The sequence below is a fragment of the Modestobacter sp. SYSU DS0904 genome, from assembly GCF_054051115.1.
This window is the reverse complement of the sequence record NZ_JBJHAQ010000013.1, coordinates 97,886-120,061: the sequence shown is the minus strand read 5'-3', so window position 1 is coordinate 120,061 and position 22,176 is coordinate 97,886. Positions and strand designations below refer to the sequence as shown.

At 74.5% G+C, this 22,176-nt stretch carries 19 protein-coding genes and 1 riboswitch; of the genes, 10 read left to right on the top strand and 9 right to left on the bottom strand.

What is annotated here, in order from left to right; all coding sequences use genetic code 11:
- Nucleotides 1-106 precede the first annotated feature (106 nt).
- On the bottom strand, nt 107-3,760 hold the full coding sequence (gene cobN / locus ACI79U_RS11140; RefSeq protein WP_457068065.1) for a cobaltochelatase subunit CobN: 3,654 nt from the start codon (nt 3,758-3,760) through the stop codon (nt 107-109).
- Nucleotides 3,761-3,811: 51 nt separating this feature from the next.
- Nucleotides 3,812-3,892: riboswitch (cobalamin riboswitch) on the bottom strand.
- Between the two features lie 200 nt (nt 3,893-4,092).
- On the opposite strand from cobN, the gene ACI79U_RS11135 reads away from it, so the two are divergent.
- Nucleotides 4,093-5,295: a CynX/NimT family MFS transporter gene (locus ACI79U_RS11135; protein ID WP_457068067.1), complete on the top strand. Its 1,203-nt coding sequence runs from the start codon at nt 4,093-4,095 to the stop codon at nt 5,293-5,295.
- Between the two features lie 50 nt (nt 5,296-5,345).
- Nucleotides 5,346-5,912 carry a hypothetical protein gene (locus ACI79U_RS11130; RefSeq protein WP_457068069.1) on the top strand — a complete coding sequence of 189 codons (567 nt, stop codon included), beginning with the start codon at nt 5,346-5,348 and terminating at the stop codon, nt 5,910-5,912.
- A 38-nt stretch (nt 5,913-5,950) separates the two neighbouring features.
- Here the strand turns inward: ACI79U_RS11130 and ACI79U_RS11125 are convergent, their stop codons facing one another.
- Together ACI79U_RS11125 and ACI79U_RS11120 are read right to left on the bottom strand one after the other, a co-directional pair.
- Nucleotides 5,951-6,304, bottom strand: coding sequence for a VanZ family protein (locus ACI79U_RS11125; RefSeq protein ID WP_457072792.1), 354 nt, complete (start codon nt 6,302-6,304; stop codon nt 5,951-5,953).
- Nucleotides 6,305-6,384: 80 nt separating this feature from the next.
- Complete coding sequence (locus ACI79U_RS11120; protein ID WP_457068071.1) at nt 6,385-6,882, bottom strand: FKBP-type peptidyl-prolyl cis-trans isomerase; 498 nt, start codon at nt 6,880-6,882, stop codon at nt 6,385-6,387.
- Between the two features lie 217 nt (nt 6,883-7,099).
- Between ACI79U_RS11120 and ACI79U_RS11115 the strand changes: the two genes are divergently transcribed.
- The gene (locus ACI79U_RS11115; RefSeq protein ID WP_457068073.1) at nt 7,100-7,537 is read left to right on the top strand and encodes a universal stress protein; all 438 of its coding nucleotides are present in this window, start codon (nt 7,100-7,102) and stop codon (nt 7,535-7,537) included.
- Nucleotides 7,537-9,126, top strand: coding sequence for an alanine/glycine:cation symporter family protein (locus tag ACI79U_RS11110; protein ID WP_457068075.1), 1,590 nt, complete (start codon nt 7,537-7,539; stop codon nt 9,124-9,126). Before ACI79U_RS11115 ends, ACI79U_RS11110 begins: the two co-directional genes overlap by 1 nt.
- Nucleotides 9,127-9,225: 99 nt before the next feature.
- Here ACI79U_RS11110 and ACI79U_RS11105 read toward each other — a convergent pair whose 3' ends face one another.
- Entirely contained in the window at nt 9,226-9,555 is a 330-nt protein-coding gene (locus ACI79U_RS11105) for a tetratricopeptide repeat protein (RefSeq protein ID WP_457068077.1), read from the bottom strand.
- Between the two features lie 190 nt (nt 9,556-9,745).
- On the opposite strand from ACI79U_RS11105, the gene ACI79U_RS11100 reads away from it, so the two are divergent.
- The 6 genes from ACI79U_RS11100 (at nt 9,746) to ACI79U_RS11075 (ending at nt 15,655) form a co-directional block, all read left to right on the top strand.
- Complete coding sequence (locus tag ACI79U_RS11100; protein WP_457068079.1) at nt 9,746-10,468, top strand: DUF4383 domain-containing protein; 723 nt, start codon at nt 9,746-9,748, stop codon at nt 10,466-10,468.
- 74 nt (nt 10,469-10,542) lie between these two features.
- Nucleotides 10,543-11,733, top strand: a complete 1,191-nt coding sequence (locus ACI79U_RS11095) for a precorrin-3B synthase (protein ID WP_457068081.1) — start codon at nt 10,543-10,545, stop codon at nt 11,731-11,733.
- Nucleotides 11,733-12,353 carry a precorrin-8X methylmutase gene (locus ACI79U_RS11090; RefSeq protein ID WP_457068083.1) on the top strand — a complete coding sequence of 207 codons (621 nt, stop codon included), beginning with the start codon at nt 11,733-11,735 and terminating at the stop codon, nt 12,351-12,353. Before ACI79U_RS11095 ends, ACI79U_RS11090 begins: the two co-directional genes overlap by 1 nt.
- 32 nt (nt 12,354-12,385) lie before the next feature.
- Nucleotides 12,386-13,909, top strand: coding sequence for a precorrin-2 C(20)-methyltransferase (locus ACI79U_RS11085; protein WP_457068085.1), 1,524 nt, complete (start codon nt 12,386-12,388; stop codon nt 13,907-13,909).
- A 54-nt stretch (nt 13,910-13,963) separates the two neighbouring features.
- On the top strand, nt 13,964-15,220 hold the full coding sequence (locus tag ACI79U_RS11080; protein ID WP_457068088.1) for an MFS transporter: 1,257 nt from the start codon (nt 13,964-13,966) through the stop codon (nt 15,218-15,220).
- 48 nt (nt 15,221-15,268) lie between these two features.
- Nucleotides 15,269-15,655: a VOC family protein gene (locus ACI79U_RS11075; protein WP_457068277.1), complete on the top strand. Its 387-nt coding sequence runs from the start codon at nt 15,269-15,271 to the stop codon at nt 15,653-15,655.
- Nucleotides 15,656-15,710: 55 nt separating this feature from the next.
- Here ACI79U_RS11075 and ACI79U_RS11070 read toward each other — a convergent pair whose 3' ends face one another.
- The 5 genes from ACI79U_RS11070 to ACI79U_RS11050 all read right to left on the bottom strand — a co-directional run bounded on the left by ACI79U_RS11070 (nt 15,711) and on the right by ACI79U_RS11050 (nt 22,174).
- A complete protein-coding gene (locus ACI79U_RS11070; protein ID WP_457068091.1) occupies nt 15,711-17,282 on the bottom strand; it encodes a GTPase in 1,572 nt (523 codons plus the stop codon).
- An 11-nt stretch (nt 17,283-17,293) separates the two neighbouring features.
- Nucleotides 17,294-18,991, bottom strand: coding sequence for an ABC transporter (locus ACI79U_RS11065; protein ID WP_457068094.1), 1,698 nt, complete (start codon nt 18,989-18,991; stop codon nt 17,294-17,296).
- Nucleotides 18,992-19,222: 231 nt separating this feature from the next.
- Nucleotides 19,223-20,707, bottom strand: a complete 1,485-nt coding sequence (locus ACI79U_RS11060) for a P-loop ATPase, Sll1717 family (protein WP_457068097.1) — start codon at nt 20,705-20,707, stop codon at nt 19,223-19,225.
- Between the two features lie 94 nt (nt 20,708-20,801).
- Nucleotides 20,802-21,446: an HAD hydrolase-like protein gene (locus ACI79U_RS11055; protein WP_457068100.1), complete on the bottom strand. Its 645-nt coding sequence runs from the start codon at nt 21,444-21,446 to the stop codon at nt 20,802-20,804.
- Nucleotides 21,443-22,174 (bottom strand): cobalt-precorrin-6A reductase, encoded by a 732-nt coding sequence (locus tag ACI79U_RS11050; RefSeq protein WP_457068103.1) that lies wholly within the window; start codon nt 22,172-22,174, stop codon nt 21,443-21,445. The genes ACI79U_RS11055 and ACI79U_RS11050 overlap by 4 nt, the downstream gene beginning before the upstream one ends.
- Between the last annotated feature and the right edge of the window lie 2 nt (nt 22,175-22,176).

The window sequence follows — 22,176 nt, the reverse complement described above, 5'->3', positions numbered from 1 at the left end:
CCCCCCCCCCCCCCCCCCCCCCCCCCCCCCCCCCCCCCCCCCCCCCCCCCCCCCCCCCCCCCCCCCCCCCCCCCCCCCCCCCCCCCCCCCCCCCCCCGACCCGTGCTCAGACCGGCTGCTGGGCCGGGGTCTCGCCGCCCTCGAGGTCGCCCTCGGTGTCCAGGTAGGCCTGCTGCAGCTCGGCCAGCAGCGCCGGGTCCGGCTCGGCCCACATCTTGCGGTCGACCGCCTCCAGCAGCCGCTCGGCGATGCCGTGCAGCGCCCAGGGGTTCGACTTCTCCATGAACTCCCGGTTCTCCGGGTCGAGCACGTAGGTCTGGGCGAGCTTCTCGTACATCCAGTCGGCGACGACGCCGGTGGTGGCGTCGTAGCCGAACAGGTAGTCGACGGTGGCGGCCAGCTCGAAGGCGCCCTTGTAGCCGTGCCGGCGCATCGCGGCCAGCCACTTGGGGTTGACCACCCGGGCGCGGAACACCCGGGAGGTCTCCTCCACCAGCGACCGGGTCCGCACCTGCTCGGGCCGGGTCGAGTCGCCGATGTAGGCCTCCGGGGAGGAGCCGGTCAGCGCGCGGACCGTCGCGACCATCCCGCCGTGGTACTGGAAGTAGTCGTCGGAGTCGGCGATGTCGTGCTCGCGGGTGTCGATGTTCTTCGCCGCCACCGCGATCCGCTTGTACGCGGCCTCCATGTCCGGGCGGGCCTGCACGCCGTCCAGGTCCCGGCCGTAGGCGTAGCCGCCCCACACCGCGTAGACCTCGGCGAGGTCGGCGTCCCCCCGCCAGTTGCGGGAGTCGATCAGCGACAGCAGCCCGGCCCCGTAGGCGCCGGGCTTGGAGCCGAACACCCGGGTGGTCGCCCGCCGCCGGTCGCCGTGGGTGGCGAAGTCGGCGTCGGCGTGCGCCTTCACGTAATTGGCCTCCGCGGCCTCGTCCAGCTCGGCGACCAGCCGCACGGCGTCGTCCAGCATGGTCACCACGTGCGGGAAGGCGTCCCGGAAGAAGCCGGAGATCCGCACCGTGACGTCGATCCGCGGGCGGCCCAGCTCGTCGAGGTCGATCGGCTCCAGGCCGGTGACCCGCCGGGACGCGTCGTCCCAGACCGGGCGGACGCCGAGCAGCGCCAGGATCTCCGCGACGTCGTCGCCGGCCGTCCGCATCGCCGAGGTGCCCCACACCGAGAGCCCGACCGAGGGCGGGAACTGCCCGTCGTGGTCGGCGCGGTAGCGCTCGACCAGCGACTCGGCCATCGCCGACCCGGTCTCCCAGGCCAGCCGGGAGGGGATCGCCCGGGGGTCGACGGAGTAGAAGTTGCGGCCGGTCGGCAGCACGTTGACCAGCCCGCGCAGCGGCGAGCCCGACGGCCCGGCCGGCACGTAGCCGCCGTCCAGGGCGTGCAGGGTCATGTCCAGCTCGTCGGTGGTGCGCTCCAGCCGGGGCACCACCTCGGCGACGGCGAACCGCAGGATCTCGGCCACCTCGTCGTTCCCGGTGCCGAGCACGCCGCTGACCACCTCCGCGACGGCCGACGCCGTCCAGCCGCGGGTCTCCATGCCGGCCACCAGCGCCTCGGCCTGCGCCTCGACCCGGTCGGTCTCCTTGAGCCCGGCGGTGCCGTCCTCGGTCAGCCCGAGCGCCTGGCGCAGCCCGGGCAGGGCCACGGCGCCGCCCCAGATCTGCCGGGCGCGCAGCATGGCCAGCACCAGGTCGACCCGGTCCTGGCCGCTCGGCGGCGTGCCGAGCACGTGCAGACCGTCGCGGATCTGCGAGTCCTTGATCTCGCACAGCCAGCCGTCGACGTGCAGGATCATCTCGTCGAAGTGGTCGTCCTCGGGCCGCTCGTTCAGCCCCAGGTCGTGGTCGAGCTTGGCGGCCTGCAGCAGCGTCCAGATCTGCTGGCGGACGGCCGGCAGCTTCGCCGGGTCCATGGCGGCGATGTTGGCGTGCTCGTCGAGCAGCTGCTCCAGCCGGGCGATGTCGCCGTAGGAGTCGGCGCGGGCCATCGGCGGCACCATGTGGTCGACCAGTGTGGCGTGCGCCCGGCGCTTGGCCTGGGTGCCCTCGCCCGGGTCGTTGACCAGGAACGGGTAGACCAGCGGCAGGTCCCCGATCGCGGCGTCGGTGCCGCAGCCGGCCGACATGCCGACGGTCTTGCCGGGCAGCCACTCGAGGTTGCCGTGCTTGCCCACGTGGACCATGGCGTGCGCGCCGAACCCGCCGGCCGCCCGGTCCGACCGCAGCCACCAGTAGGCGGCCAGGTAGTGGTGGGACGGCGGCAGGTCCGGGTCGTGGTAGATCGCGATCGGGTTCTCCCCGAAGCCGCGCGGCGGCTGCACCATCACCACGACGTTCCCGGCGCGCAGCGCGGCGAAGACGATGGAGTCGTCGTCGACGAACAGCGACCCGGGCGCCTCGCCCCAGTGCTCGACCATCGCCTCGCGCAGCTCGGCGGGGAGGGTGTCGAAGTGCTTCCGGTACTCGGCGGCGGAGATCCGCACCGGGTTGCCCGACAGCTGCTCCTCGGTGAGCCAGTTCTCGTCCTGGCCACCGGCGGCGATCAGCGCGTGCACCAGCGCGTCGCCGTCCAGCTCGGCGAGTCCGGGCAGCGCGCCCTCGCCGTCGAACGGGCCGACGTCGTACCCCTGGCCGGCCATCGCGGCGAGCAGCCGGACGACCGACGCCGGGGTGTCCAGGCCGACGGCGTTGCCGATCCGGGCGTGCTTGGTCGGGTAGGCGCTGAGCATGACGACGATGCGGCGCTCGGCCGGCGGGGTGTGCCGCAGCCGGGCGTGCGCCACGGCGGTGCCGGCGACCCGGGCGGCCCGCTCGGGGTCGGCGACGTAGGAGGTCAGGCCGTCGGCGTCGACCTCCTTGAAGGAGAACGGCACGCTGATCAGCCGGCCGTCGAACTCGGGGATGGCCACCTGGTTGCCGACGTCGAGCGGGGAGAGCCCGTCGTCGTTGGCCGCCCAGTCGGCGCGGCTGCTGGTCAGGCACAGGCCCTGGATGACCGGGACGTCGAGCTTCGCGAGCTCGCCGACGTCCCAGGCGCCGTCGTCCCCACCGGCCTGCGCGGTGGCCGGCTTCGAGCCGCCGGCGGCGAGCACGGTGACCACCAGGGCGTCGGCGGTGCGCAGCAGCTCGACCAGGCCGGTCTCCACGGTGCGCAGCGAGGCGGTGAACACCGGCAGGGCGCGGCCACCGGCGTCCTCGATCGCGGTGCAGATCGCCTCGACGAAGCCGGTGTTCCCGGACAGGTGGTGCGCCCGGTAGTAGAGGACGGCGACGGTCGGCCCGCTCCCCCGGGACTCCCGCTCCAGCACGCCCCACTCGGGCGCCACCGACGGCGGCTCGAAGCCCTCGCCGTCCAGCAGCACGGTGTCACCGAGGAAGCGGTGCAGCTGCTCGAGGTTGTCCGGCCCGCCCTGCGCCAGGTAGCCGTGCGCCTCGGTGGCCACGCCCATCGGGACGGTGGAGAGCTCCATCAGCTCGGCGTCGGGGACGTTCTCCCCGCCGAGGACGACGACCGGCGCCGGCCCCGCCAGCAGCGGGGCGAGCATCTCCTCGTACTGCCGGCGGACGCCGAGGATCCGGACCACCACCAGGTCGCTGCCGGCGGCGAGCGCGACCATGCCCTCGGCACCGAGGCGGGCCGGGTTGCCCAGCCGCCACGCTGGTTCTCCCACCCGGCCCAGCCCGACGGACCGGGCCGACAGCAGGTCGGTGTCGGAGGTGGACAGCAGGGTGAAGGTGCGAGAGCTCAAGGCAGTGCCTCCCTCGGGGTCCGCGCCCCGGGTCGTCGGGCACGGCAGCCGGAGTGTCTGGCTCGCCCCCGCGCACGATCGCAGCGGGAGCTCACAGTGGCGGGACCGCACCGGACTCGCACCGGCTTCCTCGCTGCACTGCCGTGAGTGGCCCGAACGCTACCGCCTGCCCGGAGCGCGTCGACCGCTGCGGCCGGCCGGGCTCCCGGCGCGCAGACCGCGGCCGGCCACGCGCCCGCCGGGCGGGTGGCGCCGACCCGCCCGACGCCGCGCCGACCCCGGCCCGCAAACTGGTTGCGCGACCGAACGGTCGGCAGGCAGGAGACCCCTCGATGACGACCACCGGCACGACCCGGCAGCTGGCGCCCGCCTCGCGGTCCGGCCTGCTGCTGGCCGGGATCCTGCTGATCGCGGCCAACCTGCGGGCCGCGATCACCTCGGTCGGCCCGGTGGTCGAGGACATCCGCGCCGACCTGGGCATCGGCGGCGCCACCGCGTCGGTGCTGATCAGCCTGCCGCTGGTGGCCTTCGCCGTCGTCTCCCCGCTCGCGCCCGCGCTGGCCCGCCGGATCGGCATCGAACGCGCGCTGGGCGCGGCGCTGGTCCTGCTGTCGGTGGCGACGGTCGTCCGCTCGCTGCCGTCGACGGTCGCGCTGTGGACCGGCACCGCCGTCCTCGGGATCGCCGTCGCGGTGATCAACGTGGTGCTCCCCTCGCTGGTCAAGCGGGAGTACCCGGGCAGGATCGGGCAGGTCACCGGCCTGTACTCCTCGGTCCAGGGCGCGGCGGCGGCACTGGCGTCGGGCCTCGCCGTCCCGCTGGCCGGGACGACGCAGCACGGCTGGCGACTGGCACTGGGCATCTGGGCCGGGCTCGGTCTGGTCGCACTGGCGGTCTTCCTGCCCCAGCTGCGCCGCCGCAGCATCCCGCCGGATCCCGGGTCACCCGGTGCCCCGGTCCGGCACCGATCGCCGTGGGGCACGGCGCTGGGCTGGCAGGTCACCGTGTTCATGGGCACCCAGTCGACGATCTACTTCACGCTGATCACCTGGTGGCCCTCGGTCGAGCAGGCCCACGGCGTCTCCCCCGCCGCGGCGGGCTGGCACCTGTTCGCGATGCAGGTCGCCGGGGTGCTCGCCAACCTGGCGGTGGCGCGGCTGATCCCCCGCCACCCGGACCAGCGGCTGCTCATCCTGGGTGCAACCGGGTTGTTCGCCATCGCGGTGCTCGGCCAGCTGGCCCTGCCCGGGGCCTCGCTGCTGTGGATCGTGCTCGCCGGCGCCGGCGGTGGGGGCTGCATCGTCCTGGCGCTGTCGCTCTTCGGGTTGCGCACCCGGGACCACCACCAGGCGGGGTCGCTGTCCGGCATGGCCCAGTCGGTCGGCTACGCGATGGCCGCCTGCGGCCCGGTCCTGCTCGGCGCGCTGCACGACCGCACCGGCAGCTGGACGGCGCCGCTCGTCGTGCTGCTCGGGGTCCTCGCCGTCCAGGCCGCCGCGGGTGCGCTCGCCGGGCGGAACCGGACGATCGGCTGACCACCCGGTAACCGTTCGCCCCCGTCCGTGTCCGGTCCTAGCCTGCGGCGGTGACCTACGACGCGCTCGCGGAGAGCATCGCCCTCATCGAGGGCGGCGTGCCGGAGGCCCCGCCTCGGCTGAGCCGGCGCCGGCGGTTCGCCCCGCTGGCGGTGGACGTCGACGGCGACGTCGCCTGCACGCTCTTCGCCCGGCGCGGTGTCGGCTCCGTGGCCGAGGAGACCTGGGCCCTCGTGCGTCGCGGGCAGGAGTGGGCGCTGCTCGGTGGCGGCGGGGGCGGCCTCGAGGACGAGGACCTGGCCGACCGGCCCGACGCGGCGGCCCAGGGCGGCCACCTCCGCTGGACCGGCGGCGGCTCGGCGGCCCGGAACGCCGGGCGGCTGATGCCCTGGGGCGCCCGGCACGTCTCCTACGCCGTGCTGCGGGCCAGCCGGGAGGTGGACCGGGTCGTCGTCGGCGCGCGGGAGATCCGGGTTCCCCGGCACGGGCACCTGGTGGTGGTCTGGGGCGGCAAGCAGCCGCCGACCGCGGCGGCTGTCGCCGCCGATGGCCGCCGGCTCGTCGTCCTGCGCGTGGACCGGCGCTCCCGGCTCCCCGAGTGGTACCGGTACCGGTAGCGGGGCGTCACCGGTGCACGTCGCCGCGGCCCGCTTGCTCAGCGGCGGCGGGTGAGCAGCCAGTGCAGGCCGACGCCGATCGCCGCCCCGGTGCTGTTGGTGACCACGTCGACCAGGGACGGGAAGCGGGCCGGCAGGAAGAGCGCCTGGCAGAGCTCGATGCCCACCGACCCCGCGACGCAGAGCGCCCAGACCGCCCACCGGGGCACCCGGGGCAGCGCCCAGCACAGCAGCAGCGCGAGCGGGACGAACAGCAGCACGTTGCTGCCCCGCTCGGCCAGCCGGGCGCTGACGTGCCAGGACGCGCCGCTGACGTCGTGCACCAGCCGGGTCACGAACCCCTGCACCCGCCCCATCGGCGAGGGGCGCAGCGTCAGCCAGGCCCCGGCCAGCAGGTAGCCGGCGAGCAGGACCCGCGCCCACCGCGTCTCCCACCCCGCCCGGCCGCGCGGGGGCGTGCGCTGGCCGGTGCTCAGCCGACGACCTCGACCAGGTCGATCACGAAGACCAGGGTGGCGTCGCCGGGGATCGGGCCCTGACCGGACGGGCCGTAGCCGAGGTCGCTGGGGATGGTCACCACCCGCCGGCCGCCGACCTGCATCCCCTCGATGCCCTGCTCGAAGCCGGGGATGACCCGCCCCTGGCCGAGCGGCACCGGCAGCGTCTCGTCCTCCCCGCGGCTCCAGGAGGAGTCGAACTCCTCGCCGGTCTCGTAGAAGGCGCCGACGTACTTGACCTCCGCGGTCGTCCCCTCGACGGCCTCGGCGCCGTCGCCGACCACCACGTCCTCGACCACCAGCTCGTCGGGGGCCGGCCCCTCCGACGCCGGCACTTCGGGCTTCTGGCCCAGGTCGGTGCTGATCTGCGCCGCGAGGCCCGCGGCCTCCTCGCCGTCGCCACCGCCGCAGGCCACCAGGGAGCCGGCGACGGCGAGCGCGAGCAGCGCACCGGTGAACGAACGACGGGGCACGAGGTCTCCTGACCGGCGGCCGGGGCGGCGGATCCGCCCGCGGGGAGCCGCGGGGGACGCACCCGGCGGCGCCGCTCCCCCACGACCCGGCCATCGTAGGTCGGTCACCAGGAGGGAGCAGACGGTCACCGCGCGACGGGGCGCGGGTTCGTCTGGCACGACACCCGCCGGGCCACTAGCTTTCCCGCAACGTCCGCGACGGCTGGGGGTTCACCCGATGTCCGCTTCGATCATCGTGGGGCTCGACGGGAGCGAGGCGAGCGGGCGAGCGGCGGATGCGGCTGCCGACGCCGCGCGGCGGCACGACCTGCGCCTCGTGCTCGCCTGCGTCGTGCCGTGGTCGCCGTACTCGTTCTCGACGGCCGAGGAGAACGAACGCCGCGCGATCGAGAAGGAACGCGAGGCCAGGGCGGCCCACGAACGGGTGCTGGACCCGGCGATCGCCCGGCTCACCGCCGCCGGCGACCTGCAGGTGGACGGCGTCGTCCGGCACGGGCACCCCGCCGAGACGCTCGTCGCCCTCGCCCGCGAGCACGACGCCGCGTGGATCATCGTCGGCCGGGTCGGTCAGAGCCGGGTCCGCACGCTGCTGTTCGGGTCCACCCCCAGCAGCCTCATCCAGCTCTCCCCCGTCCCCGTCCTGGTGGTGCCGTGATGACCTCGTCCGTGAACGTGCTGGCCGCCTCGTTCGACGAGCAGGTCAACGACGTCTTCTCCCCGGTGTCGACCTTCATCTCCGACATCGTGTTCTACAGCGTGCCGCTGGACTTCATCGACGAAGGCGTCGTGCTGCCGCTGATCGTGGTCTGGCTCGTCCTGGCCGGGATCTTCTTCACCATCTACCTGCGCGGCTTCCAGTTCCGGGCCTTCGGCCACGCGATCCAGCTGATCAAGGGCAAGTACGACGACCCCGAGGACGCCGGCGAGGTCACCCACTTCCAGGCGCTGGCGACCGCCGTCTCCGGGACGGTCGGACTGGGGAACATCGCCGGGGTCGCGGTGGCCATCTCCCTCGGCGGACCGGGGGCGACCTTCTGGATGATCATCGCCGGCCTCGTGGGCATGTGCACCAAGGGCGTCGAGTGCACCCTCGGCGTCAAGTACCGCAGGGTCTACGCCGACGGCCGGGTCTCCGGCGGGCCCATGTACTACCTGAGCCAGGGGCTGAAGGAGAAGGGCAAGGGCACGCTGGGCAAGGTCCTCGCGGTTCTGTTCTGCATCTTCACCCTGGGCGGCGCCGTCGGTGGCGGGAACATGTTCCAGTCCAACCAGGCCTTCGCCCAGGCCCAGTCGGTGACCGGCGGCGCAGACGGCTGGCTCGGGTTCGGGGCGGCCGGCGCGGTCTTCGGCCTGGTGCTCGCGATCCTGGTCGGCGCGGTGATCATCGGGGGGATCCGGAGCATCGCCCGGGTCACCGACAAGCTCGTCCCGTTCATGGCCGTCTTCTACGTCATCGCCTGCCTCTCCGTGCTGTTCGCCAACGTCACCGAGATCCCCAGTGCCCTCTGGGAGATCATCCGGACGGCGTTCAGCCCCGAGGCCGGGTTCGGCGGCGTGGTCGGCGTGCTCATCCAGGGCTTCCGGCGGGCGGCGTTCAGCAACGAGGCCGGGCTGGGGTCGGCCGCGATCGCCCACTCCGCGGTGAAGACGAACGAGCCGGCGACCGAGGGCCACGTCGCCGTCCTCGAGCCCTTCGTCGACACCGTCGTCATCTGCACGATGACCGCGCTGGCCATCGTGATCACCGGCACCTGGGCGGACGAGGCCAGTGCGCCGGGCGTGGAGACGACCTCGGCCGCCTTCGGGACGGTGGCGGGCTGGTTCCCGATCGTGCTGGCGATCGCGGTGATCCTGTTCGCCTACTCCACGATGCTCGCCTGGAGCTACTACGGGCTGAAGGCGTCGACCTACCTGTTCGGCGAGTCGATGGTGGTGGACCGGACCTGGAAGCTGATCTTCTGCATCTTCGTCGTCATCGGGGCCTCCTCGACCCTCGACGCGGTGATCGGCTTCTCCGACAGCATGATCTTCCTGATGTCGCTGCCGAACATCATCGGGCTCTACATCCTGAGCCGGGTGGTGAAGCGGGAGCTCTTCGGCTACCGCGAGCGGTTGGCCCACGGAGCGCTCCTGCCGGTCGCCGAACGGGGCATCACGCCCTCCCCGACGGGCGGCAGCACCGCCGCCAGCACCGGCCTGGACGGGACCAACCCGACCCTGCCCCCCTCCGTCGAGGGCCGCTGAGCACCGGGTCGACCCGGGCCAGCTGACGTGGAGCCGTGCCACGGCGCGGCTCCACGTCAGGCCGGGCGGGTCGACCCTAGCCGGCGAGCGGGTCCTGGATCAGGCGGCGCCGAGCGCGTCGGCCAGCCGGTGGTGGACGACGGCCTCGGTGGCCCGGCTCTGCCGCTCCAGCGTGCGGGCCAGCGCGCGGCGGGCCCACCCGTTGGCCGGCGCGAGCTCCACCAGGCGGGCGAGCAGCTCCTCGGCCCGGCCCAGCTGCGCGGAGGCGTAGCAACTGCGGGCGAGCAGCTCCAGCGCGGCCTGGTTGCCCGGCTCGGCCTCCAGCACCGGCTCGAGGACGCGGGCGGCCTCGGTGGGCTGCCCCATGGCGAAGAACAGATCGGCGCGCAGGTACTCGGAGTGCAGGTCGATCTCGAACGGCTGGGTCATGACGCTCCTTCCGGCCGACCGAACACCCGCACCCCGCCATCGCTTCCCCGCGACGCTCCGCACTGGGTCCATCACGCAACGAAACGAGAAAGGACGTCCGCTACCGAGTTGTCCGCAATCACCTGGGTATGGCGGGGAGGCCGGAGCCAGCCCGGCCCGGTCCGACGCCCTGCCACTCCCGGAGTCCCGCATGGCCCTCTCCCTGCGCCACCGCCACTCCTCCCCCCGTACCGGGGAGCACACCGAACCCACCGAGCCCCCGGCCACCGGCGCCGCCCGGGTGGTGCCCGCCGTGCACCGCATCGGCGCCGTCGTCGTCGCCGGGGTGCTGGCGACCTTCGGGGTGCTCGGCCTCGTCGACGGCCTGGACTACTTCTCCACCGACGGCGAGCGCATCCTCGGCCTGTCGTCCAACGGCCTGCTGTCGACGATCTCGCTGGTCACCGCGGCGGTGCTGATCGCCGCCGCGCTGCACAGCTCCCGCACGGCCTCGACCGTGATGATCGCGGTGGGGGCGCTGTTCCTGGTCTCGGCACTGGCCAACCTGGCGTTGCTGGAGACCGACTGGAACTTCCTGGCCTTCTCCATGGCCAACGTCATCTTCTCCATCGGCGCCGGGCTGGTGCTGCTCACCCTGGGCGCCTACGGCCGGGTCAGCGGCAACCTGCCCGAGGACTCGCCCTACCGGACCGACCGGCCCGCCGACGACGAGGTCGACGACGCCGACCAGGAGCTCCCCACCAGCCCGGCGGAGACCGCCGCCGAGCGGGCGATGCGGGACGCCGAGCTCGCCGTCGTGGAGCACCGCGCGACCCCGGAGCAGCAGCGCCGGGTGACCGCGATGGCCCAGGTGCGCACGCGCGCCGACCGCCGCCGCGTCTGGATGGAGATGGACGGTCGCGCACTGCGGTGACCAGCCGCCCTGCCGGGCGGTCCCCCGACTGTCCGGCAGGGCCCCGCTCCCGGGGAAGTAGCCTCGCCCTCGCCATGTCCTCCGCGCAGACCACCTCCCCCACGCCCGGCCCCGGGCCGACGCGGGACCGCGTCGACGCCTGCCCCGGCGCCCTGCAGACCCACGCCGCCGCCGACGGTGGCCTGGCCCGGGTGCGCGTTCCCGGCGGGGCCCTGACCGCCGGCCAGCTGCGCGCGCTGGCCGCCGCCGCCCGCGATCTCGGCGACGGGCACCTGGAGCTCACCAGCCGCGGCAACCTGCAGCTGCGCGGCCTGCCCGCCGGCGCCGAGACCGGGCTGGGCGAGCGCCTGGCCGCGGTCGGGCTGCTCCCCAGCGACACCCACGAGCGGGTGCGCAACGTGCTGGCCAGCAGCCTGTCCGGCCGGCGGGGCGGGCACCTCGACGTCCGGCCCTGGGTGCGCTCCTTCGACGCCGCGCTGCTGGCCGACCCCACGCTCGCCGAGCTGCCCGGCCGGTTCCTGGTCGCCTTCGACGACGGCCGCGGCGACGTCGCGGGCTCGGGCGCCGACGTGGCCCTGCTCGCGCTCGCCCCCGACGTGGTCGCGCTGCTGCTCGGCGGCACCGACTCCGGTGTCCGCGCCCGGCCCGTGGACGCCGTCGCCCTGGCGCTGGCCGCGAGCGCGGCCTTCCTCGCCGAGCGGGCGGCCCAGGGCGGCACCGCCTGGCGGCTGGCCGAGCTGACCGACGGCTGGGCGCGGGTCGCCGAGCGGCTCACCGGCCGCCGTCCGGACGCCCCGGGCCGCGAGCGGGTCAGCGCGCCGGTGACCGGGCCGGCCGGGGTGCTGACCCAGGACGACGGCCGCACCGCGCTGGCCGTGGTCGTGCCGCTGGGGCGGCTGGCGGCCGACCAGGCGGAGCTGCTCGCCGACCTGGCGCCCCAGGTCGAGGTCACCACCTGGCGCACCGTCGTCGTCCCCGACCTGGTCGACGCCGCCCCGGCCGTCGCCGCGCTCACCGCCGCCGGCCTGGTCACCGAGCCGGCCAGTCCGTGGCGGCTGGTCACCACCTGCGCCGGGCGGCCGGGGTGCGCCAAGTCGCTGGCCGACGTGCGGGCCGACGCCACCGCCGCCGTGGCGGCCGGCACGCTGCCGGCCGGCGGCGCCCGCCAGCACTGGGCCGGCTGCGCCCGCCGCTGCGGCCGCCCGACCGGCCGTGTGGTCGACGTCGTCGCGACGCCGACCGGTTACCTCATCGAGAAGGACTGATGTACTCCTACGAGCACGACGGCGCCGAGATCTACCGGCAGTCCTTCGCCACGATCCGCGCCGAGGCCGACCTCTCCGGGCTGCCCGCCGACGTCGCCCAGGTCGCGGTGCGGATGATCCACGCCTGCGGTCAGGTCGACCTGGTGCAGGACGTGGCCTGGTCCGACGACGTGGTCGCCCGGGCTCGGGAGGCGCTGCACGCCGGCGCCCCGGTGCTCTGCGACGCGCAGATGGTCGCTTCCGGGGTCACCCGGCGCCGGCTGCCGAAGGACAACGACGTCGTCTGCACGCTCAACGACCCGCGCACCCCCGACCTGGCCCGGGAGCTGGGCACCACCCGCACCGCGGCGGCGATGCACCTGTGGGGTGAGCGGCTCGACGGCGCCGTCGTCGCGATCGGCAACGCCCCGACCGCGCTGTTCCACCTGCTGGAGATGGTCCGCGACGGGGCTCCCCGGCCGGCCGCGGTGATCGGCATCCCGGTGGGCTTCATCGGCGCGGTCGAGTCCAAGGAGGCGCTGGCCGCCTCGGACCTGGACTTCCTCGTCGTCCGCGGCCGGCGCGGCGGCAGCGCGATCACCGCCGCCGCCGTGAACGCGATCGCGAGCGCCCAGGAATGAGCGGGCGCGAGGAGCCCCGAGTTCGCGCCGAAGTGGCCACTTCGGCGACGGGGACGCCGGCCACCGGGCGGCTGTACGGGGTCGGGCTGGGCCCCGGTGACCCGGAGCTGGTGACCGTCAAGGCGGCCCGGCTGATCGGCGCGGCCGACGTCGTCGCCTTCCACGCCGCCCAGCACGGCCGGTCGGTGGCCCGCGGGCTGGCCGAGCCGTACCTGCGCGCCGGGCAGGTCGAGGAGCTGCTGGTCTACCCGGTGACCACCGAGACCACCGACCACCCCGGCGGCTACCAGGGCGCGATCGACGAGTTCTACGAGGCCGCCGCCGCCCGGCTGGCCGCGCACCTCGACGCCGGGCGGGACGTCGTGGTCCTCGCCGAGGGCGACCCGTTCTTCTACGGCTCCTACATGCACATGCACAAGCGGCTGGCGCACCGGTACCCGACCGAGGTGGTCCCGGGCGTGACCAGCGTGAGCGGCGCCGCCGCGGTGCTGGGCCGGCCGCTGGTGGAGCGGGACGAGGTGCTCACCGTGCTGCCCGGCACGCTGCCCGCCGACGAGCTGGCCGAGTGGCTGGCCACCACCGACTCGGCCGCGGTGCTGAAGCTGGGCCGCACGTTCGGCAAGGTCCGGGAGGCCTTCGACGCCGCCGGCGTGCTCGACCGGGCGTACTACGTCGAGCGGGCCACCACCGACCGGCAGCGGGTCGCCCCGCTGGCCGAGGTCGACCCCGAGACGGTCCCGTACTTCTCCCTGGCGCTGCTCCCCTCGCCGCTCACCGGACCGGGCAACACCCCCGACCGTGCCGACGGCGACGCGCTGCGCAGCGGCGAGGTCGTCGTCGTCGGGCTCGGCCCCGGCAAGCGGGCGTGGACGACGCCGGAGGTCGCCGAGGCGCTGGCCGAGGCCGACGACCTGGTCGGCTACGGCCCCTACCTGGACCGGGTGCCGGCCAACCCGCGGCAGACCCGGCACCCCAGCGACAACCGGGTGGAGGCCGAGCGGGCCGCGGCGGCGCTGCGGCTGGCGCAGTCCGGACGGCGGGTGGCGGTGGTCTCCAGCGGCGACCCCGGCGTCTTCGCGATGGCCGCGGCGGTGCTCGAGGTGGCCGCGCAGCCGGAGTTCGCCGACGTCGAGGTGCGGGTGCTGCCCGGGCTCACCGCGGCGCAGGCGGTGGCGTCGAAGGTGGGCGCCCCGCTCGGGCACGACTTCGCGGTGATCAGCCTCTCCGACGTCCTCAAGCCCTGGGACGTCGTGCTGGACCGGCTGCGCGCCGCGGCCGCCGCCGACCTGGTGCTGGCGCTGTACAACCCGCGGTCCAAGGCCCGGCCGCACCAGCTGGCCGAGGCGCAGAAGGCACTGCTGGACGTCCGCGACCCGGACACCGTGGTCGTCGTCGGCCGGGACGTCGGCGGGCCGGAGGAGGCCGTGCGGGTGACGACGCTGGCCGGGCTGGACCCGGAGACGGTCGACATGCGCTGCCTGCTGCTGATCGGCTCGACCCAGACGCAGGTGACGCCCGCGGGCCAGGTCTTCACCTCCCGCCGCTACCCGGGGTGACCGGAGGGCGGAAATGGCCATTTCTGCCCCTCGACGGGAAGGGACGGGACGTCGATGTCCTTGGCAACCGTCGTGCCCCGAGTGACGCTCTCCCGCCCGGCCGCCTTCTGGTCGGTCGCCGTCCTGCTGATCCTCATGCTCGCGGCGTCGGGCGTCCCCTCCCCGCTGTACCGGGTCTACGCCGAGGAGTTCGGCTTCGGCTCGGGCACGCTGACCGTTGTCTTCGGCGTCTACGCGTTCGCCCTGCTGCTGTCCCTGCTCGTGGTGGGCGGGCTGTCCGACCACATCGGCCGGCGGCCGGTGCTGGCCGTGGCGCTGGTGGTCGAGGCGGTGTCGATGGTCCTGTTCTGGGCCGCCGACGGCGTCGGGTGGCTGCTGGTCGCCCGCGTGGTGCAGGGGTTCGCCACCGGGGCGCTGACCGCCGCGTTCGGTGCCGCCCTGCTGGACACCCAGCGCGCGGACCGGCCGCTGGGCCCGCTGGTCAACTCCGCCGGGCCGGGGCTCGGCCTCTCCCTCGGCGCGGTCGGCGCCGGCCTGGCCGTGCAGTTCGTCCCGTCCCCCACCGACTGGGTGTTCGGGGTGCTCACCGTGCTCTGCCTGGCCGCCGCGGCCTGGGTGCTGCTGCTGCCCGAGACCTCGCCCCGGCGACCGGGGCTGGCCGCGTCCCTGGTGCCCAGCGTGCACGTCCCGGCGTCGCAACGGCGGGCGTTCCTGGTCGTGCTGCCCTGCCTGGTCGCCACCTGGTCGCTCGGTGGGCTCTACGCCTCGCTGAGCCCGTCGCTGGCCGCCGCGGTGTTCGGGGTGACCGACCACGTCACCGGCGCCCTGCCGATCCTGGCGCTCAACGGCACCGGCGTGATCGGGGCCCTGGTCATGCGGTCGGTCGTCCCCGCCCGCGCCATGACCATCGGCGCGCTGGTCTTCGCCACCGGCGTCGCGGGCACGATCGCCGCCCTGTGGACCCAGTCGCTGGCGGTCTTCTTCGTGGCCGCCGTGGTCTCCGGGTTCGGCTTCGGCGCCGCGTTCCTGGGCGCGCTGGCGACGGTCACCGCCGGCGTCGACCCGGGGCAGCGGGCCGCGCTGATGTCGGCGGTCTTCACCGTCGCCTACCTGGCGTTCAGCCTGCCCGCGATCGCCGCCGGGGTCGCCGCCAACTCCGTCGGCCTGGAGGCCACCGCCGAGGTCTACGGCGCGGTGGTCATCGCCCTCGCGCTGACCGCCGTCGCCGGGCTCGCCCTGAACCGCCGCCGTCCCGCGGCCGTGCCGGCGCCGGCCGCCCAGCCGCGCCCGGAGCCGGTGCACGACAGATGACGGTTGTCCCTGCCGACACCCGACCGTAGCTTCCGGTGCGTGCCAGTCATGACCGCGATCAGCCTCGGCTCGGTGACGGTCGAGGCCACCTCACCGCGGGCACTGGCGTCGTTCTGGGCGGAGCTCCTCGGCGGCGTCGTCGTGGAGGAGACCGGCCACGTGTTCGTCTCCGCCCGGGAACCCGACGGCTTCGCCATGTTCTTCCGGCCGCGCACCGGCGCCCGCCCGGAACGGCAGGTGCAGCACCTGGACCTCACCGTGCCGTGGGGCAGCCGTGCCGGGGAGGTCGCCCGGGCGATCGAGCTGGGCGCCACCCACCGGTGGGACGTGCTCGACGAGCATCCCTGGGTGCAGTGGTCGACGCTCGCCGACCCGGACGGCAACCTGTTCTGCCTGGCCGAGCACCCGCCGTCCCGCCTGCAGCCACCCGGCTGACCGCCCAGCCACCCGGCTGACCGCCCAGCCACCCGGCTGACCGCCGCGGGACCCGCTACCCGGCGCCGGCCCGGCCCACGGCGGCGCAGAACCGGTCGTGGTCGGCGCGCGCCTCCCCCAGCGGCTCGAGCACCTCCGCGTCGGCCACCTCGGCCACCCGGTCGAGCAGCCGCCGCCGCACCTGCCGGCCACGTCGTCTGGCCCCCGCACGCACCAGCGGGCGGGCCACCAGCGCGAGCAGCAGCCCCGCCAGCAGTCCGCCGACCAGCAGCAGCGTCGGCAGCGGGATGCCCTCGACCCGGGGCAGCGGCAGGACGTCGTCCAACTGCAGCAGGCCCAGCCCGACCAGGCCGAGCAGCCACAGCGCCCCGGCCAGCGCGGTCAGCGCCAGCACCCACTGCAGCCCGCCGACGGCCCGTTGCCACAGCGGCGTCCGCTGCGGGCCCAGGTCGGTGCCGGCCACCGCCCGGTCCAGCCGGTCGGCCAGCCGCTCCTGGGACACCTCCGCGGTGCGGCGCAGCTCGTCCCGCCACGCCTGCGGCAGACCGTGCCCGGCCTCGTCCCGGGCCCGGCGCAGCGCCGCGCCCAGCGCCGCCTGCTGCACCGCGCCGGCCGGCGGCAGCGACGTGCGGGCGGCCTCGGAGCCCAGGTGCAGCCGGCGCAGCGGGTCGGCACGGAGCTTCGACGTCCAGCGCAGCACCGGCCAGCCGGTGTGCTCGGCGCCGCGGCGGCGGGCCGACTGCTCCACGGCCGTGGCCACCGCCGGGACGCCGGCCGCGTCCGCCAGCGCACCGACCAGCCCGTCCCGCTCGCTCCGCTCCCGGCTGCGGTCGGGCCCGGCGTCGGGCGCGCAGTGCGCGGCCAGGGCCGCGGCAGCGCCTCGGGCATCCGCGGTCAGCCGGTCGGTGGCGGCCCGGCGGGCGCCCACCCGGCGGGCCAGCTCCGCGCGCAGCTCGGGCAGCCCGGCGCCGGTGCGCGCCGCCGTGGCCAGCAGCGGCGTGCCGGCCAGCCCCTCGGCGTCGAGCAGGCCGCGCAGGTCGGCCAGGCAGGCGCGGGCCGCGGCCTCGTCGAGCCGGTCGACCTGGTTGAGGACGACGACGAGCACCCCGGCGTGCCCCGCCAGCGGCGCCAGGTAGCGGGAGTGGACGGCGGCGTCGGCGTACTTCTGCGGGTCGAGCACCCAGACCAGCACGTCGACCAGCTGCACCAGCCGGTCCACCTCCAGCCGGTGCTCCACCCGCACGCTGTCGTGGTCGGGGAGGTCGAGCAGCACCAGCCCGTCCAGCGCGGGATCGCCCTGCTCGACCCGGTGCCGGCGGGGCACCTCCAGCCAGTCGAGCAGCCGGTCGGCGCCGTCGGTGCCCCAGACGCTGGCGTGCGCGATGCCGGTCGTCGGCCGGCGCACGCCCGGCGTGCTCACCTCGTCCCCGGAGAGCGCGTTGAACAGCGTCGACTTGCCGCTGCCGGTCGCGCCGGCCAGCGCGACCACGGTGGCGTCGCCGAGCGCCTCCCGCGCGCCGGCCTTCGCCAGCAGTGACCGGGCGGCACCGGTCTCGGGCACCTCCAGCCGCCCCTCGGCGACCTCGACCGCCTCGCGCAGCGCGCCCAGCCGATCGGCGAGCGGCACCTCCCGCCGCCTCACGCGGCGGCGCCCCGGGCGGTCGCCAGCGCGGCGACGGCGGCACGCAGCCGCTCGGCCGCCCCGGGCGCGGGTGCCACGCCGGCCAGCAGCTCGTCGAAGCGCCCCTGCTCCTCGCGCAGCAGCACGTCGGCGCGGGCGTCCAGGTCGGCCCGGGCCCGGGCGGCGAGCTCCCGGACGGCGGCGTCGCCGAACACCGCCTCCAGCACCCGCTGGCCGATCACCGTGGTGCCCCCGGCGACCGCGATCTCGCCCCCGACCAGACCGCCGGTCGAGGCGAACACCGCGATCATCACCACCGCGCCGGCGCCGTTCACCCCCCAGGACATCAACCGGGCGCGGGACCGCTTGCCGGCACCCTCGGTGCGGACCAGCTCCAGCACGGTGCCCTGCCAGTCGCGCACGGCATCGGCCGCCGCACCGGTGAACGACGGGGAGACGCCCTCCAGCTCGGCCTCCCGGCCGGCGAGCAGCGTCGGCCCGCCGGGCAGCGTGCGCCAGTTGGTGACCGTGCGTTCGGCGGCGGCGTCGGCCTCGGCGCGGAGCAGCAGCTCGACGCCGGACTCCAGCGCCCCCTGCAGCGAGTCGGCGGGGGTGGGCCGGCCGGTCAGCGAGGCGGTGACCCGGTCACGCAGCCGGCCGACCTGCCCCTGCAGCGAGCGCATCCACTCCCCGGTGCCGACGAACTCCTGCCAGCGGGAGAGCACCTCCCCGCGCAGCAGGCTGCCGTTGCCCACGCCCTCGTCGACCGCGGCGCGGGCGCGGGCGTAGCTCGCGTCGGCCGCGGTCGACAGCGCGTCGGCGGCGATCGCCTGCTCGACCACCCCGGCCTCGACGCCGGTGACCCGCTCGTCGAGGCTGGCCAGCGCCCCGGCCAGGGTCTGCCGGACGACGGCGGCCCGCTGCTCGGCGTCGGCGGCGAGCGCGTGCAGCCAGGCCCGCAGCGGCCCGACCTGATCCTCGGGGAGGAACCCGTCGGCCAGCGGCCGCTCCTCGACCACGAACAGCCGGGCCGCGCCCAGCCCGCCGCGCTCGAGCATCCCGGCGAGGTCCGCGGCCACCTCGGTCGTCGCCTCCGGCGGCACCCGGTCCAGGACGACGGCCAGCGCGGTCCCCCGCTCCTGCGCCGTCCGCAGCAGGTCCCAGGGGACGGCGTCGGCGTAGCGGGCCGCCGTCGTCACGAAGACCCAGAGGTCGGCGGCGGCGAGCAGCTGGCCGGCCAGGTCGCGGTTGGTCTCCACCACCGAGTCGACGTCGGGGGCGTCGACCAGCGCCAGCCCGGCCGGCAGCCCGTCGTGCGTCACCAGCTGCAGCCCGCCGACGCCGGCCACGCCACCGGTGGTGCGGGCCAGCCCGGGCAGCACCCGGTCGCCGGCGAAGGCCGCCCGGTCCGCCTGGGCGCAGACCAGCACGGGCGCCCGGGTGGTGGGCCGCAGCACGCCCGGCGCGGTGACGTGCGCGCGCAGCAGGCTGTTGACCAGGGTCGACTTCCCGGCGCCGGTGGAACCCCCGACGACGGTGAGCAGCGGGGCGTCCAGGTCGCGCAAGCGGGGCAGCAGGTAGTCGTCGACCTGGTGCACCACGTCGGCGGCGGTGCGGGCCGCGGCGTCCCGCCCGGGGGTGGCCAACCCGAGCGGCGCGGCGGCGACCTCGTCGCGCAGCGCCTGGAGCGCGTCGGTCAGCGGGGGGCTCGTCACCGCCGCATCCTGCCCGCGCGGGGGGCGTCTCACCCCTCGGCCGACGGCAGCGCGGGTAGTGGCACCTCACCCGTCCCGCGACGAAGTTGGCTCGAATGATTGTCCGATCCTGGTACTCCAATTCAGAATGAGCCCAAAAACACGCATTACATCACTAACCCGAGAAGTCGCCAAGAACGCTAGACGACAGGCAAGATGACGTCCCTGAGATGGATGTGCTACCAGCGTGAATTACGCTTCCTTTGACTTTCTACGCTCCTTCACATTCAGGCCCTTCATCAGCCCAAAGTGCACGTAGACCACCCCATCTGTCGGCATGGAGAAGTTCGGGTCTGTACTTCTGAACCGGACCGCCCCGGTGCCGTTCAAACGGGCCCCGATAACGGATGCATCCCATAGCGCCGAAGAGCACCAACGCGCCGTCTTCTCAGACACAATGGCGGGTACCCGGTCGGTTAGAACCGCCTCAAGATCGTCCACGCTATCTAGCGGAGTTGTTTGCTGCTGGAGCGCGTCGATCAATGATGCGAGCTCAGGCACCGCCTTCTCGTACTCCTGCTTGAGATCCGCGACTTTCCAGGCACTGAATTGCGGCTCACTATTTGTGATATCGACGATCCACACCTGCTCCTCGAGATCTCCTGCTTCATCAAGCGCTAGCTGGAGATACTGGAGCACCTCGCGCGGACGATAAAAGGTCCTCCGAAGAATGTAGTCGAACGGAGTCGTCCCCCCTCGCATCGACTCCTGCTGCAGTAGCTCATCGACAGTCACCTCGTCAGGTAGTCGCGCATTGACAAGGTCGCGCAGGCTGCCCGCCGTCCAGACGATCCTCAACTCGCCCTGGCGATGCTTGTCACTGTCATCAAAAGACAGTGAGTCGTAAATATCGGACCGAAGGAAGACGATAACCTTGCTGTTGAGTTCTACTGCGGCGAACGAGTCGTTCAAGTCTTTGACGGCACGCAGCAGCCCAGCAATAAGAGTACGATCCTCGGCTTTCCCCTGCCATGCATCGTCCAGCCGATCCAACTGAACTATGAGGCGTACATCTTTCAGTAGGGCCTTAATGTGCCCCAACAGCGCTTCGGTCACTGCAGGAGTGACAGGCGCCGTGGCAGGATCGCGCCTACCTCGAGTAACTCCAACTCCCAAGCCGAGGGCACTCAGATCGAATGACTCGATGCCCTTATACAGCGATCGTGCGACACGCAGATCGGAACCGTCGTCGAAGTTGGCCTTGATGAATGAGGATAAGGTTGCGGCATGCGCGTACACGGATTCGTGCCAAGTCATGCCTGCGGCAGTCAAACGCGCCGCCATCTCGACGACGAGGGTCAACTTCCAAGCGTTCGCATGCGCATGCTCACCCGACAGGCCCTGCTCCTGGTAGCTCCTAAGTGCACCCCACGCGTAAGCGTCTGGCGTCAGCGAAAGAACTACGACCGACCCCGCCTCTTGCGTGGCAAGCTTCGGCAACTCCCTGAACAAAGCCGACTTTCCTGAGCCTTTCCGTCCGAGGATCAGGTACTTTCGTGGGCCGAATATGCGCTTGACGATTGGCGTCCGCACGAAGTGGTTGGTCAAACCGTGGTCCGATTCGGCATCGAAGCCTCCAAGGTCCACATCGCCAACCGTCATGCCCTTATCCGCGAGCCGCACGATTGCTTTCGTCCCCTCCGTCTGCGATGCGCTGGCTGCGTGGAAGCCAGCCACGCCCTGGTGCCCGACCCTAGCGGCCTCCTGACTATTGGCATGGCACCCGAGCCAAGCGCTTGTCGCGCAGCGTGGCCGGTAGCCCGCGGCCCGCTCACAGCCGGGCGAGCAGGGCGGGCACCTCGGCCGGGGTGCCGGCGATCGCGGCCGCGCCGGCCGCGACCAGCTCACCGGGCGGTGCCGGCCCCCAGCCGGCGCCGATGCACGGCAGGCCGTGCACCCGGGCGCCGAGCACGTCGTGCTCGCGGTCGCCCACCAGCACCGGCCGCTCGCCGTCCGGGTGTGCGGCGAGGGCCGCGGCGACCACCTGCTCCTTGTGCCGCACCCGCCCGTCCAGCGTGGCGCCGTGCACGCTCGCGAACCGCGGCAGCAGACCGGTGTGCTCGAGGATGCGGAGGGCGAACGGCTCGGGCTTGCTGGTGGCCACCGCCAGCCGCGCGCCGCCGTCGGCCAGCTCGGTCAGCAGCTCGGCGATGCCGGGGTACACGTCGGCGTCGAGGACCGCGCCGGCCGTGTAGTGCGCGCGGTAGGCGGCCACCGCCCGGTCGAGGTCGTCCCCGGCGAGGCCGAAGGCGCCGGCGAACCCCTCCCAGAGCGGCGGCCCGACCATCGACCGCAGCTGGGCCTGCGTCGGTCCGGGCAGCCCCAGCTCGGCCGCGGCCACCCGGATCGACGCCCAGATGCCCGGCGTGGAGTCGACCAGCGTGCCGTCGAGGTCGAACAGCACCAGCCTGGTCACGTCGCCTGCACCCACTGCACCGCGTCCTCCACGGTGGCGACCGTCTCGACGCCGGCCGGCAGCGGCGGCCGGCGGATCAGCACCACCGGGATGCCCAGCTGCCGGGCGGCGATCAGCTTGGCCTCGGTGAGGTGCCCGCCGGAGTCCTTGGTGACGACGACGTCGACCGCGTGCTCCCGCATCAGCGCCAGCTCGTCGGCGACGCTGAACGGCCCGCGGTCCAGCAGCAGCGTCGCGCCCGCGGGCAGCGGCTCGTCGGGCGGGTCGACCGAGCGGACCAGCACCCGCCCGGGCAGCCCGGCGAAGACCCCCACGCCCTGCCGGCCGGTGGTCAGGAAGACGCTGCGGTACCCGGCCACCGCCTCGGCCGCCGCGGTCGACGTGTCGACATGTCGCCAGGTGTCCCCCGGCTGCGGGGTCCAACCGGGCCGCTGCAACCGCAGCAGCGGGGTGCCGTGCGCGGCCGCCGCCCGGACGGCGTTCGCGGTGATCCGCGCGGCGAACGGGTGGGTGGCGTCGACGACGGCGCGCGGCGCGTGCTCGGCCAGCCACGCGGCCAGCCCGTCGGCGCCGCCGAACCCGCCGATCCGCACCGGCCCCTCGGGCAGCACCGGGTCGGCGACCCGGCCGGCCAGCGACGAGAGCACGTCGAACCCCTCGGCGAGCAGCGCCGCGGCGAGCCGCCGGGCCTCCCCCGTGCCCCCGAGCACCAGCACCTGGCCGGTCACGC

Bases quoted from the DNA above. Each gene is read 5' to 3' on its own strand.
- ACI79U_RS11135 (WP_457068067.1), top strand. From the start codon at position 4,093: ATGACGACCACCGGCACGACCCGGCAGCTGGCGCCCGCCTCGCGGTCC.
- ACI79U_RS11115 (WP_457068073.1), top strand. From the start codon at position 7,100: ATGTCCGCTTCGATCATCGTGGGGCTCGACGGGAGCGAGGCGAGCGGG.
- ACI79U_RS11110 (WP_457068075.1), top strand. From the start codon at position 7,537: ATGACCTCGTCCGTGAACGTGCTGGCCGCCTCGTTCGACGAGCAGGTC.
- ACI79U_RS11105 (WP_457068077.1), bottom strand. From the start codon at position 9,555: ATGACCCAGCCGTTCGAGATCGACCTGCACTCCGAGTACCTGCGCGCC.
- ACI79U_RS11100 (WP_457068079.1), top strand. From the start codon at position 9,746: ATGGCCCTCTCCCTGCGCCACCGCCACTCCTCCCCCCGTACCGGGGAG.
- ACI79U_RS11095 (WP_457068081.1), top strand. From the start codon at position 10,543: ATGTCCTCCGCGCAGACCACCTCCCCCACGCCCGGCCCCGGGCCGACG.
- ACI79U_RS11090 (WP_457068083.1), top strand. From the start codon at position 11,733: ATGTACTCCTACGAGCACGACGGCGCCGAGATCTACCGGCAGTCCTTC.
- ACI79U_RS11080 (WP_457068088.1), top strand. From the start codon at position 13,964: ATGTCCTTGGCAACCGTCGTGCCCCGAGTGACGCTCTCCCGCCCGGCC.
- ACI79U_RS11075 (WP_457068277.1), top strand. From the start codon at position 15,269: ATGACCGCGATCAGCCTCGGCTCGGTGACGGTCGAGGCCACCTCACCG.